Source organism: Burkholderia sp. 22PA0106, from assembly GCF_047497155.1.
Classification (GTDB): domain Bacteria; phylum Pseudomonadota; class Gammaproteobacteria; order Burkholderiales; family Burkholderiaceae; genus Burkholderia.
Genome location: NZ_CP163163.1, coordinates 2,146,711 through 2,164,830, shown reverse-complemented (window position 1 = coordinate 2,164,830; position 18,120 = coordinate 2,146,711). Strand labels below are relative to the sequence as shown.

13 protein-coding genes and 2 tRNA genes are annotated in these 18,120 nt (G+C 66.1%); 7 read left to right on the top strand and 8 right to left on the bottom strand.

Features of this window, described 5'->3' with window-relative positions; all coding sequences use genetic code 11:
• Positions 1 to 146: 146 nt before the first annotated feature.
• The 4 genes from lon (at position 147) to AB4850_RS24295 (ending at position 3,341) form a co-directional block, all read left to right on the top strand.
• Positions 147 to 2,564, top strand: a complete 2,418-nt coding sequence (gene lon / locus AB4850_RS24310; protein ID WP_414445521.1) for an endopeptidase La — start codon at positions 147 to 149, stop codon at positions 2,562 to 2,564.
• Between the two features lie 250 nt (positions 2,565 to 2,814).
• Positions 2,815 to 3,087, top strand: coding sequence for an HU family DNA-binding protein (locus tag AB4850_RS24305; protein ID WP_015875397.1), 273 nt, complete (start codon positions 2,815 to 2,817; stop codon positions 3,085 to 3,087).
• A gap of 69 nt (positions 3,088 to 3,156) precedes the next feature.
• Positions 3,157 to 3,232 (top strand) — tRNA-Val (locus tag AB4850_RS24300).
• Between the two features lie 32 nt (positions 3,233 to 3,264).
• Positions 3,265 to 3,341, top strand: a tRNA-Asp gene (locus tag AB4850_RS24295).
• Between the two features lie 256 nt (positions 3,342 to 3,597).
• On the opposite strand, the gene AB4850_RS24290 is transcribed toward AB4850_RS24295, so the two are convergent.
• The 3 genes from AB4850_RS24290 to AB4850_RS24280 are packed head-to-tail and all read right to left on the bottom strand — an operon-like array spanning position 3,598 to position 8,517.
• Positions 3,598 to 5,064: a TolC family protein gene (locus AB4850_RS24290; RefSeq protein ID WP_414445520.1), complete on the bottom strand. Its 1,467-nt coding sequence runs from the start codon at positions 5,062 to 5,064 to the stop codon at positions 3,598 to 3,600.
• Positions 5,061 to 7,229 carry a peptidase domain-containing ABC transporter gene (locus AB4850_RS24285; protein ID WP_414445519.1) on the bottom strand — a complete coding sequence of 723 codons (2,169 nt, stop codon included), beginning with the start codon at positions 7,227 to 7,229 and terminating at the stop codon, positions 5,061 to 5,063. The genes AB4850_RS24290 and AB4850_RS24285 overlap by 4 nt, the downstream gene beginning before the upstream one ends.
• Before the next feature lie 13 nt (positions 7,230 to 7,242).
• On the bottom strand, positions 7,243 to 8,517 hold the full coding sequence (locus tag AB4850_RS24280; RefSeq protein ID WP_414445518.1) for an HlyD family secretion protein: 1,275 nt from the start codon (positions 8,515 to 8,517) through the stop codon (positions 7,243 to 7,245).
• Positions 8,518 to 8,903: 386 nt separating this feature from the next.
• Between AB4850_RS24280 and AB4850_RS24275 the strand changes: the two genes are divergently transcribed.
• The gene (locus tag AB4850_RS24275; protein WP_414445517.1) at positions 8,904 to 9,089 is read left to right on the top strand and encodes a hypothetical protein; all 186 of its coding nucleotides are present in this window, start codon (positions 8,904 to 8,906) and stop codon (positions 9,087 to 9,089) included.
• Between the two features lie 550 nt (positions 9,090 to 9,639).
• Here AB4850_RS24275 and AB4850_RS24270 read toward each other — a convergent pair.
• Entirely contained in the window at positions 9,640 to 9,765 is a 126-nt protein-coding gene (locus tag AB4850_RS24270) for a hypothetical protein (protein WP_414445690.1), read from the bottom strand.
• On the opposite strand from AB4850_RS24270, the gene AB4850_RS24265 reads away from it, so the two are divergent.
• Positions 9,742 to 11,688, top strand: a complete 1,947-nt coding sequence (locus AB4850_RS24265; RefSeq protein WP_414445516.1) for a SurA N-terminal domain-containing protein — start codon at positions 9,742 to 9,744, stop codon at positions 11,686 to 11,688. The two genes, AB4850_RS24270 and AB4850_RS24265, sit on opposite strands and share 24 nt — an antisense overlap.
• A 97-nt stretch (positions 11,689 to 11,785) precedes the next feature.
• On the opposite strand, the gene AB4850_RS24260 is transcribed toward AB4850_RS24265, so the two are convergent.
• On the bottom strand, positions 11,786 to 12,475 hold the full coding sequence (locus AB4850_RS24260) for an arylesterase (RefSeq protein WP_414445515.1): 690 nt from the start codon (positions 12,473 to 12,475) through the stop codon (positions 11,786 to 11,788).
• Positions 12,476 to 12,484: 9 nt separating this feature from the next.
• On the opposite strand from AB4850_RS24260, the gene AB4850_RS24255 reads away from it, so the two are divergent.
• Complete coding sequence (locus AB4850_RS24255; RefSeq protein WP_414445514.1) at positions 12,485 to 13,192, top strand: ABC transporter ATP-binding protein; 708 nt, start codon at positions 12,485 to 12,487, stop codon at positions 13,190 to 13,192.
• Between the two features lie 91 nt (positions 13,193 to 13,283).
• Here the strand turns inward: AB4850_RS24255 and pgi are convergent, their stop codons facing one another.
• The 3 genes from pgi to AB4850_RS24240 form a co-directional block, all read right to left on the bottom strand.
• A complete protein-coding gene (gene pgi, locus AB4850_RS24250; RefSeq protein WP_414445513.1) occupies positions 13,284 to 14,909 on the bottom strand; it encodes a glucose-6-phosphate isomerase in 1,626 nt (541 codons plus the stop codon).
• A 124-nt stretch (positions 14,910 to 15,033) separates the two neighbouring features.
• Positions 15,034 to 16,629: an NAD(P)H-hydrate dehydratase gene (locus AB4850_RS24245; RefSeq protein WP_414445512.1), complete on the bottom strand. Its 1,596-nt coding sequence runs from the start codon at positions 16,627 to 16,629 to the stop codon at positions 15,034 to 15,036.
• 49 nt (positions 16,630 to 16,678) lie between these two features.
• The gene (locus tag AB4850_RS24240; RefSeq protein ID WP_414445511.1) at positions 16,679 to 17,983 is read right to left on the bottom strand and encodes an FAD-dependent oxidoreductase; all 1,305 of its coding nucleotides are present in this window, start codon (positions 17,981 to 17,983) and stop codon (positions 16,679 to 16,681) included.
• Positions 17,984 to 18,120: the final 137 nt, after the last annotated feature.

Here is an 18,120-nt window from a genome sequence, read left to right as displayed (position 1 = left end):
CTTTTTTCGTTTAGTCTTGTGGGTAACACTGACTTTCTTCCGACCGGCGACTTTTTTACCGAATATTTCCCACGCGCTGAAGGCTTGCAATCCAATCTGCCGGCCTCAACTACCGAACAATTGATTCCACTCATGGGGAAATGAAAATGTCAGGCACCCAACTTCTCCCGCCGGAACGCATTACGCTCCCGCTGCTGCCGCTGCGAGATGTCGTCGTTTTCCCGCATATGGTGATTCCTCTGTTCGTGGGCCGACCGAAGTCGATCAAGGCCCTCGAAGCAGCGATGGAAGGCGGCAAGCACATCATGCTCGTCGCGCAGAAAACCGCCGCCAAGGACGAACCGACCGAAAAGGACATGTACGAGGTCGGCTGTATCGCCAACATCCTGCAGATGCTGAAGCTGCCGGACGGCACCGTGAAGGTGCTCGTCGAAGGCCTGCAACGCGCGCAGGCGCTGTCGATCGAAGAACAGGAAACCCAGTTCTCGTGCGAAGTGCTGCCGCTCGAACCCGACCATGCCGACAGCGCCGAAACGGAAGCCCTTCGCCGCGCCATCGTGTCGCAGTTCGACCAGTACGTGAAGCTGAACAAGAAGATTCCGCCGGAAATCCTGACCTCGCTGTCGGGTATCGACGAAGCCGGCCGCCTGGCCGACACGATCGCCGCGCATCTGCCGCTCAAGCTCGACCAGAAGCAGCACATCCTCGAGATGTTCCCGGTCATCGAGCGCCTCGAGCATCTGCTCGCGCAACTCGAAGCCGAGATCGACATCCTCCAGGTCGAAAAGCGCATCCGCGGCCGCGTCAAGCGCCAGATGGAGAAGAGCCAGCGCGAGTACTACCTGAACGAACAGGTCAAGGCGATCCAGAAGGAACTGGGCGAAGGCGAGGAAGGTGCCGATCTCGAGGAACTCGAGAAGCGCATCAACGCCGCGCGCATGCCGAAGGAAGCCAAGAAGAAGGCCGATGCCGAGCTCAAGAAGCTCAAGCTGATGTCGCCGATGTCGGCCGAAGCCACCGTCGTGCGCAACTACATCGACACGCTGATCGGCCTGCCGTGGCGCAAGAAGAGCAAGGTCAACAACGACCTGACGAACGCCGAATCGGTGCTCGACGAAGATCACTTCGGCCTCGAGAAGGTCAAGGAACGGATCCTCGAGTATCTCGCGGTGCAACAGCGCGTCGACAAGGTCAAGGCACCGATCCTGTGCCTGGTCGGGCCTCCGGGCGTCGGCAAGACCTCGCTCGGCCAGTCGATCGCCCGCGCCACGAACCGCAAGTTCGTGCGCATGGCGCTCGGTGGCGTGCGTGACGAGGCCGAGATCCGCGGCCACCGTCGGACCTACATCGGCTCCATGCCGGGCAAGATCCTGCAGAGCCTGACCAAGGTCGGCGTGCGCAATCCGCTGTTCCTGCTCGACGAAGTCGACAAGATGGGCATGGATTTCCGTGGCGATCCGTCGTCGGCCCTGCTCGAAGTGCTCGATCCGGAACAGAACCACACGTTCGCCGATCACTACGTCGAAGTCGATTTCGACCTGTCGGACGTGATGTTCGTGGCGACGTCGAATTCGCTGAACATCCCGCCGCCGCTGCTCGACCGGATGGAAGTGATCCGTCTGTCGGGTTATACGGAAGACGAGAAGGTCAGCATCGCGCAACGCTATCTGCTGCCGAAGCAGAAGAAGAACAACGGGCTGAAGGACGGCGAAATCGCGGTCTCGGAAGAAGCGATCCGCGACATCATTCGCTACTACACCCGTGAAGCGGGCGTGCGTTCGCTCGAACGTGAAATCTCGAAGATCTGCCGCAAGGTCGTGAAGATGTTGCTGCTGAAGACGGCAGCGAGCCCGGTCAAGATCGATGCCGGCAACCTCGACACGTTCCTCGGCGTGCGCAAGTACGACTTCGGTCTGGCCGCCAAGGAAAATCAGGTGGGCCAAGTCACGGGCCTGGCCTGGACGGAAGTCGGCGGCGATCTGCTGACGATCGAAGCGGCGGTGATGCCCGGTAAGGGCAACGTGATCCGCACCGGCTCGCTCGGCGACGTCATGAAGGAATCGGTGGAAGCCGCGCGCTCGGTCGTGCGTTCGCGTTCACGTCGTCTGGGCGTGAAGGACGAGGCGTTCGAGAAGCAGGACATCCACATCCACGTGCCCGAAGGCGCGACGCCGAAGGACGGTCCGTCCGCCGGTATCGCCATGACGACTGCCCTGGTGTCGGTGCTGACCGGCATCCCGGTGCGTGCCGACGTGGCGATGACAGGTGAAATCACGTTGCGCGGCGAAGTTTTGCCGATCGGCGGGTTGAAGGAGAAGTTGCTGGCGGCGCATCGAGGCGGCATCAAGCTCGTGCTGATTCCGGAAGAGAACGTGAAGGATCTCGCGGACATTCCGGACAACGTGAAGAACGCGATCGAGATCGTGCCGGTCCGCTGGATCGACAAGGTGCTCGAGCTGGCGCTCGAACGGATGCCGAGCGCGCTGCCGGAAGAAGAGGCGAAGGCCGCGGCGCCGGTGGCCGAGGCGCCGAAAGATGCATCGACCGAAGTTGTGAAGCACTAAATGCCTTGAATCAGGTGCGGCCGGGCTAGCCCCCGGCCGGCAAAAACCCGCGGTGAACACCGCGGGTTTTTTTATGCCCTGATGAAAACCATCGCAAATGCGTCAAATTGTGGGATCCCTTGTCCTGTCTCGGTTCTGCCGCTTGACAGGCTGGTTTCGGCTTCATTTAATGATCGACCCGGCATGAACCGGGCGACGGCCTGCACGGGGCGGCTGTTCTGAGACTGAACCACTCACGAAAGGGGACGGCATGAACAAGACGGACTTGATCGACCACATCGCACGCGAGGCGGATTTATCGAAGGCATCGGCCGGACGTGCGCTCGACGCACTGATCGGTGGTGTCATGCAGGCGCTCGAAAGCGGCGGCAGCGTCACGCTGGCCGGTTTCGGCACATTCGAGGTTGGCGAACGGATTGCACGCAACGGGCGCAATCCGCAAACCGGCGAGACGATTCGTATCGAAGCGGCGCGCGTCGCGAAATTCAGGGCTGGTAAAGCACTGAAGGATGCGCTAAACTAGCGGGCTTGCTGCATGAGAATGCCTTCGTGGTTCAGGGCAATCTCGGCAAGCAGATGGCAAGCGCGAAACGGGTGCTTAGCTCAGTTGGTAGAGCGGCGCCCTTACAAGGCGTAGGTCGGGAGTTCGAGCCTCTCAGCACCCACCAGTTTTGCGATCTTGTCGGCAGTACCGACCCAAGGAGCGGTAGTTCAGTTGGTTAGAATACCGGCCTGTCACGCCGGGGGTCGCGGGTTCGAGTCCCGTCCGCTCCGCCAGATTCAGACAAAAGCCTCGTGAGTTCGCGCTCGCGGGGCTTTTTGTTTTGCGGGTATTTTCCTGCCCTTGGCCAATCGCCCTTCAGTTGTCCGCCGAGGATCGCGGCGACCACGCGCAACTTGTCGAGCGACTCGCGCAAGCCGGCTGCGACGACGCCATGGCCGGTAGACGATCGAGCCGCAGGCCCACGCCGCGCCCGATGCGTTGCCGGCTTGAATCGCGATGCACCAGGCGCTCACGACGGATCGGCGGTGGCTAGCGCGGATCGCGCCACAAGCCGAGCTCGCCGAGGCTGGCTGCCAGTTCCAGGCGCGCCGTACGCCAGTGCGATACCGCCAGCACGCGCTGTTTCTGTGCATCGGCCAGCGCTGTCTGTGCGTTCAGCAGGTCGATGAAACTGCCTACGCCGGCGCGATAACGGCCGCGCGCGATGGCGAGCGAATGCTGCGCGTCGTCGAGCAGCTTGCGCGAGTTGTCGAGGTTGAGCGAGTACGCTTGCACGCTGTGATAGCTTTTCCATACTTCGAGCGACACCTGGAGTTCGGTGTCGTCGAGCGTCGCCTGTCGCGCATCGGCCCGGGCGTGTGCTTCAGCGCTGCGATAGCCTGACGCGAAACCCTCGAACAGCGGGATCGTCACCTGTACCCCGATCATGCTGCTGCGACTGCGACTGCGCGTGAGCGGAGCCGAGAGCGGCTGCTGCTGATACGACGGATTGTTTTGCGCCAGACTGCCGACCAAGGCGATGGTTGGCCGGCCTTCCGCGCGTGCCGCATCCACTTTGGCGACAGCCGCGTCCAGATTCGCGCGCGCCGCAATCAGGCTCGGATGGTGCAGCTTCGCCTCGGCGATCAATTGATCGATGCCGGCCCGGATACCCGGGCCGGCATCGCGATCGTGTTCGGGGGGCGCGATTTGCAGGGGCGTATCGGCCGGCACGCCGATCGTGACGGCGAGCGCGCCGATGGCCGCCTGCGCTTTGCCTTGCGCATTCACGCGTTCGAGCACGGCGCGCCAATGACTCGTGCGCGCCTGCAGTTCGTCGGCCAGCGTTTCGGCACCGGCAGCATGTTTGGCGCTGGCTTGCGCGAGGCTGTCCGCCGTGATCGTTTCGATACTTAGGGTGGCATCGAGCGTGGCCTGTGCTTCGCGCAGCGCGTAGAACGCGCGCGCCGCGTCGAACAGCACCCGCTGCAGGGTCGCATCTTGCGAGGCGTTGGCCGCAACCAGCAGGGCACGCGCCTCGCGTCGCGCGGCACCGCGTTTACCGAAGTCGAACAGCACCCAACTCATGTTCAGCATGGCGTACTTGCTCGACGAGTTTTGCGATTGACGCACCGAGCCGAGCCCCCAAGCGCTTTCGTCGTAGGTGGATGACAGCGTGTCGCGCTCGATGCCGGTGCTCACGTTCAGCCTCGGCAGATAGGCCGCATCTGCGATACCGAGCGCGGCGGCCTTGGCGCGTGCTTCGGCCCATGCCTGGCGCGCCTTGGGATGGGCGCAGATCGCCTGCAGGATGACGTCGTCGAGTTCGATCGGATGCGTGTCGGGCAGCGCGACACACGATGCGCCTTTCAGCAGCGGGGCGGCCGGCGACGCGCTCGCCTCGTCGCGAGTGCCGAACACGTCGATCCGTTGCGCGTGTGCCTGGTGCGGGATGGCGATGGCAGCGGCAGTTGCGACGGCAAGCGCGACGACAGACGGCAGATGTCGTGCCTTCATGGCGTCCCCATGCCGTCGTCCGCCGCTGCGGCATGCCGTGGCTGCGTCGGGCGATCGAGCACGATCCTGCCGCCGTCGAGCATCACGACACGTTGCGCCGAGGCGATCGTTTCCGGACGGTGGGCGATGATGAGGCGCGTCATGCGCAGCGCGCTGATCGCGGCGTTGACCTGATGCTCGCGTTGCAGATCCAGGTGGCTGGTCGCCTCGTCGAGTACGAGAATCTTCGGCCGCTTGTAGAGCGCGCGCGCGAGCAGCACGCGCTGTTTCTGGCCGCCCGAGAGCACGGTGCCCATGTCGCCGACCAGCGTGTTGTAGCCCATCGGCATCGCGGCGATGTCGGCATGCACTGCGGCGAGCTGGGCGCACTGTGCGATCCATTGTGCGTCGGCCTCCGGGTCGAAGAAGCTGATGTTGTCGGCGATCGAGCCGGCGAACAGCACGTCGTCCTGCAGCACGGTGCCCACCATCGCGCGCAGGCGCTCGAGGCCGAGTCGGGCCGTATCGTGGCCGCCGATGCGCACGGTGCCGCCGGTCGGCGCCAGTACGCCGAGCAGCACGTTGGCCAGCGTGGTCTTGCCGCAGCCGGACGGTCCGACGAGCGCAATCGACTCGCCCGGCGATATCGCAAACGACACGCCGTCGAGCACGCTCGGTTCTCCCTCCGCATAACGGAAGGCAACCGAATCGAATTCGATGCTCGCCGCGACTTCGTCCGCTTCGCCGGGCACGCTGCCTTCGTCGGGCCGCGCTGCGGTTTCGGCCTTGCTGAATACGATGTCGGCGAGCCGCTCGCCTTGCAACTGCAACATCCGAACCTCGAAGTACTTGTCGATGAGGCTGCCGATGCGGCTGTCGAACTGCCCCTTGTAGGCGTTGAACGCCATCAGCACGCCTACCGTGAACTGGCCGTCCATCACGAGACGCGCGCCGAGCCAGATCACGAGCAGCCCCTCGATGCCGAACAGCAGCCCGTTCAGTTGCGCGTAGAGCAACTGCAGCTTCTGCACGTGCAGGCCGGCATTGATCTGCTCGACCAGCAGCGCGAGCCAGCTTGCGCGGCGTTCGCGCTGGCGATTGAACAGCTTGATCGTTTTCACGCCGCGCACGGTTTCGAGAAAGTGGCTCTGCTGCTTGGCAGCGCGCACGATCTGCTCCTCGGTGGCGCGGCGCAACGGCCGGTACCAGAGCCAACGCAACAGGGCATACAGCGCCATCGCGGCCAGCGCGATGCAGCCGAGCAGGCGGCTGTAGACGAACATCATCCCCAACGTGACGATGGCCATCACGCCGTCGATCATCGCGCTCAGGAACGAGGTGGTGAGCGTCTGCTGAATCGTGTCGATCGAACCGAAGCGCGAGACGACGTCGCCGAGGTGCCGTTGCTCGAAATAGCGGGCCGGCAGGTTCAGCAGATGCGTGAACACGTTGGCGCGCCACTGGATATTGAGCGTGGTGCCGAAAACCATCAGCGCCCAGCTCCGGATTGCACTGGTCGCCTGCTGCATCAGCAGCAACAGCCCGAAGCCGAGCGCCAGCACCGTGAGCAGGTCGCGGTCGGCGCTGACGATCACCTCGTCGATCACCCATTGCAGGAAGAACGGCTGCACCACCGTGAACACCTCGAGCGCCAGCGCCAGCAGCAAGATCTGGCCGAGCGATCTGCCGAGGCCCGAAACCGGCCCGAGCAGCGCACGCAGCCTGACGGGCGCGACAGCCTCGCGCCGCTCGAAGCGCTCGGTCGGCCACAGTTCCAGCGCAATGCCGGTGAACGAGCGGGACAACGTGTCGAGCGACAGCTTGCGGATGCCTTGTGCCGGGTCGTGGATCACGGCATGGCGGCCCACCACGCGCTTGAGCACGACGAAGTGATTGAAATTCCAGTGCAGCAGGCATGGCGTGCGCAACTGGCCGAGTTCGTCGAGGTCGAGTTTCAGCGCGCGCGTGCCGAACTCGAGCCGCTGCGCGATGTCGATCAGGCGGTTGAGGCCGGTGCCCTTGAGCGATACCGGAAACCGACCGCGCAGCGTGGCGAGATCGACGTGGCGGCCATGGTAGCCGGCGACCATCGCCAGGCAGGCCAGCCCGCATTCGGCCGCTTCGGTTTGCAGCAGCATCGGCAGCGAATGACCGATGCCGAGCGAGAGACGTTGGAGAAGAGACATGGCGGCGAGGTGGTTAGAGTTTGCCGGTCAGGCTGTAAAGCGGTTCGAGCACCCACTCGTACAGGTGGCGGCGCTCCTGCAGGATGTCGGCCTGCAGTGCCATGCCGGCCGCGAGCGGCTCCGGCTTGCCATAGGCGGTGACGTGCTGCGCGTCGAGCGCCGCGCTCACGCGGTAGAACACGCCTGCGCCGCCTCGGCCATCGCCGGCCGGCATGCCGCTCGTGGCGAGCTCGGCGGGCGACAGGGCTGCGCGGGCGATCAGGGTCACGTGCGCGGTGTACTGGCCGAACTTCTGATACGGATACGCCCGATACCGAATGCGCACGCGCTCGCCGACATGGACGAAGCCGATGGCCGCACTTGGCACGAACAGGTGCACGAGCCAGTGCGCGCCGTCGGGCACGATGCTGGCGGCGGGCTGCGTCGTGTCGATGGTCTGCCCCGGTTCGGCGACGACGGCGGTGGCGATGCCGCTCTCGGGCGCCGTGACCACGAATTCGCGCCGCGCCTCGTTTTCCACGAGGGTTTGATCGACGTCAATCACGCGTCGGTCGATCTGCGAGAGATGGTTCTGTTGCTTGAGCGCGATGCCCGCGAGGTCGTTGGCGGCCTCCTGAAGCGACTGCGAGACGCTTGCACGCTCGCGCTGCAGCGCAAGCAGCTTCGACTGCTGGTCGAGCAGATCGGCCTGCCGCTGCTGCAACTGATCGGTGGATATGTAGTCCTGCTCGAGCAGCCGCCGGTAGCGGCTCACACCGTCGGCGGCGATCGACTGGCGCTCGCGCTGGTTGGCAAGCTGATCGTCGAGCCTTGCCAGCGCGCTGCGCAGGTTCGTGAGCTTGCCCTGCAAGGTGCTGCGTTCGTCCTGTTGCAACGCGCGCGTCTTGTCGATTTCCTGCAGCAACGATTGCCGGCGCAGGCGGGCCTGGCCGATCAGCGCGGCCTGCGTGCTGCCTTGCGCGGCGCTCTGCAGGTCGGTGGACACGGTGAACAGTGCCGCGCCGCGCATCACATGCTGGCCTTCGGTGACAGATTTGCGTCGAACGATCCCCGACTGCCGCGCATAGATCTTGACGAGGCCCGTATTCGGCAGCACCACGCCGTCGACGGTGGTGCGCCGGGTATAGCTGCCGAGCCAGAACAGCGCGATCAGCGCGGCGGCCATGATGGCGGCCGCCGCACTCAGGAAGGCGAACGACACGGGGCGGATCAGCACGATCTCGCCATGGATCGGGGTGTGCTGGGCATCGATCGCGGCGCGACGAAAGAGAGGCTTGGGCGATGTCATGGCGGATCGGCGGGCAATTCTCGAAAGGGATGATCGGCAAGCGCAATGCGCCCGTGCGTGAAGGATGCGAGCTGCGGGGACGAAGCCGGGTTTTGAAATTCGAATTAATCGAACGCTTTGTTTTGCATGCGATGCTTTATCGGAAGTGAATGTCTGGCATTTCGATTTCACGCAGTATAGGGAGCGTAATTCGAGGCGGGTGTGCAATTTCGACCATAAGTCATTTCATTTGATTTTCATCAGGCTGGATTTTCGCGTGTTCGTAATAATGAGTTCCGTTTTCCGGAGTCCGGTTTTTGAATCTGGAAAATTTGCGCGGTGGAGCGGTCGGGCGATATCCGCTCCTTCGGAAATCCATGTCCGTCATGAAACAAGGAGTGCTTTATATGCAAGTTCTGAATATGCAAGAGGTCGATGAGGTGTCCGGCGGTATCGGCTTGCTCACGCTGCCGTCGATGCTCGGGCTGGGTCTGTTCATTCCCGGCATTGTGTTTAGTGGGATCGGCCTCGGCGTCACGATCCTGGGTACGGTCGTTTCCGGCATCGGGCTGGTCGCCAGCGCCGTCATCTGACGGGTCGGCACGCGGCGGTTTGCACCGCCGCGCGCCGAATCGCGTGATGAGTAGTGCGTCAGGTATCGGTGATTAACGCTGGTTGCCCCGGAGCACGGCGCACATAAATTTCAGCGCGCCTGCGGCGAGGCCGCCGATAAGGCGCGTTTTCATGATTTGAATGCACGGGTGAAGATGTTGATCATATCGGATCGAGCTTGATTTACTCTCCGCTATTTATTTTTGGGTGCGTCATTTTGGTGTTTTATATCGATTTCTTGAAAATCGATATATTCGAGGGTTTCTCCAGTGCTAGATGATTGTTTTCGTGTGCGTAAATGACGGACGATATTGCGTCTCGTTCTGACGCCGAGGCGGGCCGGCGGTTCGCGCGAGTCGCACTGCCGACGCGACGCTTGCGTCGACGGCTTGACCGCGTGTCCGGTCGACATGGAATACGAAGCCGGGGGGCGCATCGGCCCTCCGTCAGACGGTGCCCGGCATGGGGCCGCAGTCTTGAACAAGTCATTGAATCGTCAGTGTTTTGCAACGGCCGGTCGGTCAGCGGCCATCACGCCACCGGTGCGCCGACAAACTCTTGGCCGCTGCTTTCGCCTTTTCTTCTTGCCGCTGATGTAATATCGATCGTTTTGTCCAGCCATTCCGCCCACGCATGCTCGATTTCTTCCGCAATCATCAGCGCCTGATGATGTCTCTCCTGCTCCTGATCGTGTTGCCGGGGCTTGGGTTCGTCGGGGTTCAGGGTTTCCGCGACTTCTTTGACGACAGTGCGAACGTGGCCTCGGTCGGCGGGCGCAAGCTCACGCGAGCCGAATTCGACAGCGCCTACCGGCAGCAGGTCGACCAGGCTCGCCAGACGCTCGGCGCCAATTTCGATTCGAAAACCTTCGACACGCCCGAACGTCGCCAGCAACTGCTCGACGGCATGATCGAGCAAAGCGCGCTGACCGACGAAGTGCGCCGTCTGCACCTGACCGCCTCCGATGGCGCGGTGCGCACGGCCCTGATGTCGAATCCGATCATCGCCTCGCTGCGCAAGCCGGACGGCACGATCGACGGCGAGCGCTACACGCAGCTGCTCGCGATGCAGGGCATGACGCCCGAGCAATATCAGGAATCGATCCGCTACCAGCTCTCGCAGAGTCAATTGCCGGAAAACCTGATCAACAGCGCGTTCACGCCGAAGAGCGTGGCCCGGCACCTGACCGATCTCGCGCAGCAGCAGCGTGAAGTCCAGGCCATCGTGCTGAAGCCGGCCGATTACGCCGGCAAGGTTCAGCCGACCGACGCGCAAATCTCGGCCTACTACGATGCGCACAAGGCATCGTTCGCCACGCCCGAGACGGCCACCATCCAGTACCTCGTGTTCTCGCCGGCTTCGGCCGCCGCGAATGCGCAGCCGTCCGACGCCGATCTGCACAAGTTCTACGAGGACAACGCCGCGCGTTTCCGCACCGAAGCGCAGGTGCGCGTGAGCCACATCTTCATCGAGGCGCCGCGCAGCGCCAGCGCCGCCGACAAGGCCGCCGCGAAGGCCAAGGCCGACAAGCTGCTGGCCGACGTCAAGGCGCACCCGGATCAATTCGCGCAGATCGCCGAGAAGAATTCGCAGGATGCGCCGTCGGCCGCGAAGGGCGGCGACCTCGGCTACGTCACGCGCGGTTCGACGGCCGGCGGCCCGGCATTCGACGATGCCGCCTTCGCGCTGAAGTCGGGTGAGGTCAGCAACGTGGTGGAATCCGACCTGGGCTTCCATATTCTGAAGGCCACCGACGTCAAGCCGGCCTCGGTCAAGCCGTTCGACGAGGTCAAGGACAGCATCGCGGTCGAGCTCAAGCAGCAGTTCGCGGCCAAGGCATTCACGGACAACTCGGAAGGGTTCACATCGCTTGTCTACGAGAAGGCCAAGAGCCTGCAGCCGGCCGCCGACAAGTACAAGCTGACCGTGCAGACGGCCACCGTCACGCCGCAACCGAACCCGCAACTGCCGCCGGACAGCCCGCTCAACAATCCGAAGTTCCTGGCGGCCGTGTTTGCCGCCGATGCGGTCAAGAACGGCAACAACACGCAGGCGATCGACATCGGCAACAGCACGCTGATCGCCGCGCACGTGACGGCCGACAAGCCGGCCGCGGTGCCCGCGCTCGACGCGATCAAGGATCAGGTTCGCCAGAAGTTCATCGCCGACGAAAGCGCCAAGCTGGCCAAGCAGGACGGCAAGGACAAGCTCGCGGCGCTGCAGAAGTCGAAGTCCACCGATGGCTTCCTGCCGGCCGAGAAAATTTCGCGCACGCAGGCGCAGGGCTTGCCGCCCGACGCCGTGGCTGCGATCTACAAGGCCGACGACAAGGCGTTGCCGGCGTATGTCGGCGTGGACCTCGGCGATGGCGGCGGTTATGCGATCTTCCGCGTGAACGCCGTGATCGCGCCGCCGGCACCGGACCCGAAGCAACTGCAAGCCGCGCAGCAGCAACTGGCGCAGGTCTACGCGCAAAGCGAGAGCGAGGCGTTCATGAAGGCGCTGCGCGCGCGCTCGACGGTCAAGCTGTATGGCTCCGTCACCGACAACAGCAATGCGAACAGCACCGACGGCAACTGATCGCGGCATTGCAGCGTAAGCCACGCAACGCGCTGCAGCGTTCGCCCGACACACAGCCCCGCCCGGTCACGAGCGGGGCTGTTTGCTTATGAGGCGCTCAATGCGCGCCCGGCCCGAGCAGCGGCTTCATGACGGGCCAGACGTTGTCGAGCAGCTTCGGCTGCGCGCCCTGATTCGGGTGCTTCTGGTCGTCCTGGAACTGGTCCGGCTGGTTTTCCATGCCGGCCAGCAGGAACGGCACCAGCGGCAGATGCAGCTCCTTGGCGAGCGTGCCGTACATCGCATGGAACTTCTGCGTGTAATCGAGGCCGTAATTCGGCGGCACGTACATGCCGATCAGCACCACCTTGGCCTTCGCCTGCTGTGCGCCTGCGATGATCGCGCGCAGGTTCTGCTCGGTGGTGGCGATCGGCACGCCACGCAGCGCGTCGTTCGCACCCAGCTCGACCACCACGATCGCCGGCTTCAGGCGCGTGAGCAGGGCGGGCAGGCGGGCGCGTCCGCCGCTGGTGGTATCGCCGCTGACGCTTGCGTTCGCAACGCTATAATCGAGCCGCTGTTGCGCGATGCGCTCGCGCATCAGCGCCACCCAGCCGGTATCGCGCGGCAGGCCGTATTCGGCGGACAGGCTGTCGCCGAGCACGACGATGTTAGGTTTGGCGGAGGCTGGCGCGGCGTTCGCCGCCGGGCTGGCCGCATGGGCGGCAACGCCCGCCAGCGAAGCCGTGGCAGCCACGGCGATCACGACGGCGCGCAGGCCGTTTTTCCAGGAACGTGTGTGCTTCATGCTCAAAAGATGACGGAACCGATCATTGAAGTTCGACAAGTATCGAAACGCGTGGCCGATGCGGCCGGTGAACTGACGATCCTCGACAGCATCGACCTGACCGTGCACGCCGGCAACAGCGTGGCGATCGTGGGGGCGTCGGGATCGGGCAAGTCGACCCTGCTTGGCTTGCTTGCCGGGTTGGACAGTGCGACCGACGGTACGGTTCGCCTGCTCGGCCGCGACCTGAACGGCCTGAACGAGGATCAGCGCGCGGCCTTGCGCAGCGGGGCCGTCGGCTTCGTGTTCCAGTCGTTCCAGTTGATGCCGCATCTGACCGCACTCGAAAACGTGATGCTGCCGCTCGAATTGCGCGGCGGAATTTCGGCGCGCGAGGCGGCCGAACGGGCGCGGCGCCTGCTCGATCGCGTCGGCCTGGGCGCACGTACCGGCCATTATCCGAAGCTGCTGTCGGGCGGCGAGCAGCAGCGCGTGGCGCTGGCGCGTGCCTTCGTGACCGATCCGGCCATCCTGTTCGCCGACGAGCCGACCGGCAGCCTCGACGCCGCCACCGGCCACGCGGTCATCGACCTGATGTTCGAGCTGAACCGCGCGCAGGGTGCGACGCTGGTGCTCGTCACGCACGATCCGGTGCTCGCGCGCCGCTGCGGCGCGACCATCACGCTCGACGGCGGCCGCATCGTGGCCGCCGAGGCGGTGGAGCCGAGCCCGGGCTGAATCGGCACGTCGAGTGCGCCTCGGCGCGCGCCACCAATAAAAACGGCCGGTGTCGAGGTTTCGATACCGGCCGTTTCGCATGGCGTGCCGTTTAGCCCTGCTTGAGCGCCGCGCGCGCCTTCGCGATCAGCGCCGAGGTCGACGAATCGTGCTTGGCCGGGTCCGTGCTGGCCGCGGTCAGGTCGGCCTCGACCACCTTGCCGAGAATCTTGCCGAGCTCCACGCCCCACTGGTCGAACGGGTTGATGTTCCACACCGACGCCTGCACCAGCACCTTGTGTTCGTAGAGCGCGATCAGCGCGCCGAGCGTGCGCGCGGTGAGCGCGTCCACCAGGATCGTCGAGGTCGGCCGGTTGCCCGGGAACGTCAGGTGCGGCGCGAGTTCGGGCTTGTCCGGGCCGGCGATCTTGCGCGCCTCGTCGAGCGTGCGGCCGAGCATCAGCGCCTCGCTCTGCGCGAAGCAGTTGGCGAGCAGCTTCGGGTGATGGCTGGCGAGCGGATGCTCGGGCGTCAGCACCGCGATGAAGTCGATCGGCACGATCGTCGGGCCCTGGTGCAGCATCTGGAAGAACGCGTGCTGGCCGTTGGTGCCCGGCTCGCCCCAAGTAACGGCCGAGGTCGGGTAGTCGACGAATGCGCCATCGAGGCGTGCCGACTTGCCGTTGCTTTCCATTTCGAGCTGTTGCAGGTACGACGGCAGGAAATGCAGCGCTTCCGAATACGGCGCGACGAGGTAGCTCTGCGAGCCGAAGAAATTGCGATACCAGATGCCGATCAGGCCGAGCAGCACTGGCAGGTTCGATTCGAGCGGCGCTTCGCGGAAATGGCGATCCATCTCGTCGGCGCCGGCCAGCAGTTCGTCGAATTGCTGCGGCCCGATCGCGATCATGATCGACAGGCCCACGGCCGACCACAGCGAATAGCGGCCGCCGACCCAATCCCACATTTCGAACACGTTGTGGGCGTCGATGCCGAACTTGACCACTTCCTCGGGGTTGGCCGACACGCCCACGAAGTGCTTGGCGAGCGCGTTTTCCGGGCAGCCGTGCGAGGTCAGCCAGTCGCGCGCAGAGCGCGCGTTGGTCATGGTCTCGAGCGTCGTGAACGTTTTGGAGACGACGATCACGAGCGTTTCTTCGGGATTGCAGTGTTCGAGCGCGCGGTACAGGTCGGCGCCGTCGACGTTCGACACGAACGCGCACGACAGCTCGCGGGTGGCCAGATGATCGAGCGCGTGCACGACCATCTTCGGGCCGAGGTCCGAGCCGCCGATGCCGATGTTGATCACGTGGCGCACGCGCTTGCCGGTGTAGCCCGTCCAGCGGCCATCGCGCACCTGCTCGGCGAACGCGGCCATCTTCTTGCGTTCGGCGGCGATCTGCGCGTGGAACGGCGCATCGGGCGCGCTCGCGCGCAGCGCCGTGTGCAGCGCCGCGCGGCCTTCGGTGGGGTTGACCACCTCACCGGCGAACATCGCGTCGCGGCGCGTTTCGACGCCGGCTTCGCGCGCCAGTTGCACGAGCAGCTTCAGCGTGGCGTCGGTGATGCGGTTCTTCGAAAAATCGATGGCCAGGCCGCCGCCGGCGAACGTGAAGCGTTCGGCGCGGGTCGGGGCGGGATCGTTGGCGGGGGCGAACCAGTCGCGCAGATGCGCGTCGCGGATCTCGTCGTAGTGCGATTGGAGGGCAGGCCAAGCGGGGAGCGAATTCAGCGTCATAGCGGTTCTGGGGAAACGGTCGTGACTCGGAAGGCGAGGGCGGCGCGCATCGGGCGCCGCGTGCCGGCGGACTACGCAAGCCGCGCGCGACGGATCGCGCGCAGGGCTATCCAGTATAGCGGCGTCACCCCTGCGGCGACGTGACGTGTGAATAAAAGTGCCGGTTCAGAAGCCGGCGCACGGCCGGCGCGAGTTCGCCCGCAGCCATGCCGGCCGGGCCGTGGCCGAGCGCGGTCAGGCAGTCGGCGGCGAGCCCGTGCAGGTAGACGCCCGCCAGCGCAGCCTCGCAGGCCGGCAGGTGTTGCGCGGCGAACGCGGCGATCAGGCCGCCGAGCACGTCGCCGGTGCCGCCGGTGGCGAGCGCGGCGTTGCCGGTCGGGTTGACGAACACGCGCCCGCCCGGCTCGGCAATCACCGTGCCCGATCCCTTCAGCACGGCGACGGCCCGGAAGCGGTGCGACAGCTCGCGCGCGGCGGCCAGCCGGTCGGCTTGCACGGCGCGCGTATCGGTGGCGAGCAGGCGCGCCGCTTCGAGCGGGTGCGGGGTCAGGATCGACGCGGCGCCATCGCGATCGGCGCGCGCGCGCAGGGCAGCGGCCAGATCGTCGTGCGCGGCGATCAGGTTCAGCGCGTCGGCGTCCACGAGTACCGGCAGGTCGAGCGCGAGCGTGTGGCGCAGCACCGCGATGGCCGGCTCGCGCGTGCCGAGGCCGCAGCCGATGCCGACCGCGCTGAGGCCGCCGGTATCGAGCGAGCCGGCCGGATGCAGCATCAGTTCGGGGAACGGCGGATCGTAGGGCGGCGCGTCTGCACCCAAGAAGCCCACGTGCACCTTGCCCGCGCCTGCGTGCAGCGCGGCGCGCGCGGCCAGGATCGGGGCCCCGCACATGCCGGTGTCGCCACCGACGATCGCCACGCTGCCGAAGCTGCCCTTGTGGGTGGCCGCGCCGCGCGCGGGCCAGTCAGGCGCGAACAGCGCCGCCGCGTTCAGCGTGGCGGACGGTCGGGCCGGTGCGGCGTCGATCGTCTCGACGACGATCTCGCCCGCGTGGTCGCGCCCGTCGCCGAGATAGAGGCCCGGCTTGGCGGCGATGAACGACAGGGTGTGCGTGGCGCAGACGGCCGGGCCATTGCCGACGCGCGTGCCGCTGTCGGCGTCGATGCCGCTCGGCACGTCGAGCGCGAGCACCCGGCCGTGCGCCTGCGCGCGCGCCGACAGCGCCACGGCCAGCGCCGCGAACGGGCCGTCGAGCGCCCGCGCGAGGCCGATCCCGAACAGGCCGTCGACGCACCAGCCGTAGCCGTCGAGCGAGGCGGGCGGTTCGGCCGCGATCGGCACGCCGGCCTCGCGGGCGAGCGCGAGCGCCCAGCGCGCGTCCTCGGGTTTCGGTTCGACGGGCAGGCATACCTCCACCTGCACGCCGAGCCGCAGCAATTCGGCGGCGGCCACCAGCGCGTCGCCGCCGTTGTTGCCGGGGCCGGCGGCGAGCCAGACCGGGCGCGTGTCGCGATCGGCGCGCGCGGCCAGCCAGCGCGCGGCGGCCGCGCCCGCGCGCGCCATCAGCGTGTGCGGCGGCAGCGCGGCGGCGGCCGTGGTTTCGGCGGCGCGCACGTCGGCGACGGTGGACAGCGCAAGCGGGAGATGGGCGAGCGGCGCGTCGAACGGATCGACGGCGGCAGGCGTGGCGGACAGCGAGGCAGAGGGGGCGAGCGGCATCATGTCGGAAGGGCCGCCGGGCGGCCGGGCGATGCGCCGCCCGTGGGCGGCGTCAGGTGGCGAAGCGATCCGCGCGCAGCGCGGCGAGCGTGTCGGCCGGCACTTGATGCCCGGTGCCGCCGAGGTAATCGCTCACCACTCTAGCAGAGCCGCAGGCGAGGCCCCAGCCGGCCGGCCCGTGGCCGAGGTTGACGAACACGCGCGGGTGGGGCGTCGGCCCGACCACCGGCAAGCCGTCCGGCGAGAGCAGCCGCGTGTCCTGCCACGGCAGCGCGGCGGAGATCTTCGCCGCGCCGGGAATCCAGTCGTGGGTAGCCTGGCCGAGCAGCGCCAGTGCCTCGTCGTTGAGCGCGGCCGGCAGCGGCCTGGCCGTATCCTTCTCGCTTTGCAGCACCGGCGCGCCGCTGATGCGCACGCGCTGGTGCATGCGCGTCATGACGATCCGCTTGATCGAATCGATCACCGTCAGATGCGGGGCGTGTTCCTCGTAGGCGACCGGCGCCGTCAGCGCATTGACGCGCACCGGGTGCAGCGGCAGCGTCACGCCGAGCCGCGCCAGCAGCGGCACGCTGCCGGTGCCGGCGGCGACCACCACGGCATCGGCCGAGATCACGTCGACTTCCTTGCCGCGCACGCCGAGCCGGTCGCCCGGTTCCGGCGCGAGTTCGACGGCCGCGCGGTTCGCCTCGACGCGGATCGCCGTGACGGTGCGGCCGAACATGAACTGCACGCCATGCTCGTCGAGCGTCTGCTTGATCAGCTTCGCGAACAGGGGGCAGTTGCCGGTGCGCTCGAATTCGAGCAGCACGCCACCGGCGAACGTCGGATCGGCCGGCACCGAATGTTCGAGCGCCGTGCATTCGTCGGCGGTGAGGATCTGGTGCGGGACTTCGTTGGCGCGCAGCAGGTCGAGCGCGGGCTGGGCCTGCTCCCATTCCTGGCGTTCGCGGATCACGTGCAGCACGCCGGGGCGCTGTTCGAATTCGAGGCCGAAGCGGCGCTCGACGTCGGCGATCGTGTCGCGCGACAGATCCACCAGCGGCTTGAGCTTCGCGAAATGGGCCGCGAACGCGTCCGGGTCCTGCAGCCTGGCCAGTTCGCGCGTGAAGCGGCGCAGCGCGCCGTTCAGGCCCGGTTTGTAGACGACGCCGCTGCGCAGTGCGCGGCGATGGTGCATGAAGGTCGGGCCGAACCAGACGTCGAGCGGGGTGGGCAGCATGAGGCCGCCATGGCCGTAGGTCGCGCCCTGGGCAACGGTGGCGTGGCGTTCGACCACGCAGACGCGATGGCCGGCGGCACGCAACTGATAGGCGGTGGCGACGCCGCCGATTCCGCCGCCGATGACGATGACATCCATGTTGTGATTCGATGACGAGCCGCGTCGCGACCCGGAGTCTGGTCTTCCTTGAGGGCCGTGTGGAACCCGGTGAACCGCGAATGATAGCGCCAAACCGGGCGCTGGCGGATTCGGCCTTGCAGCCAGGGCCGGCGCGC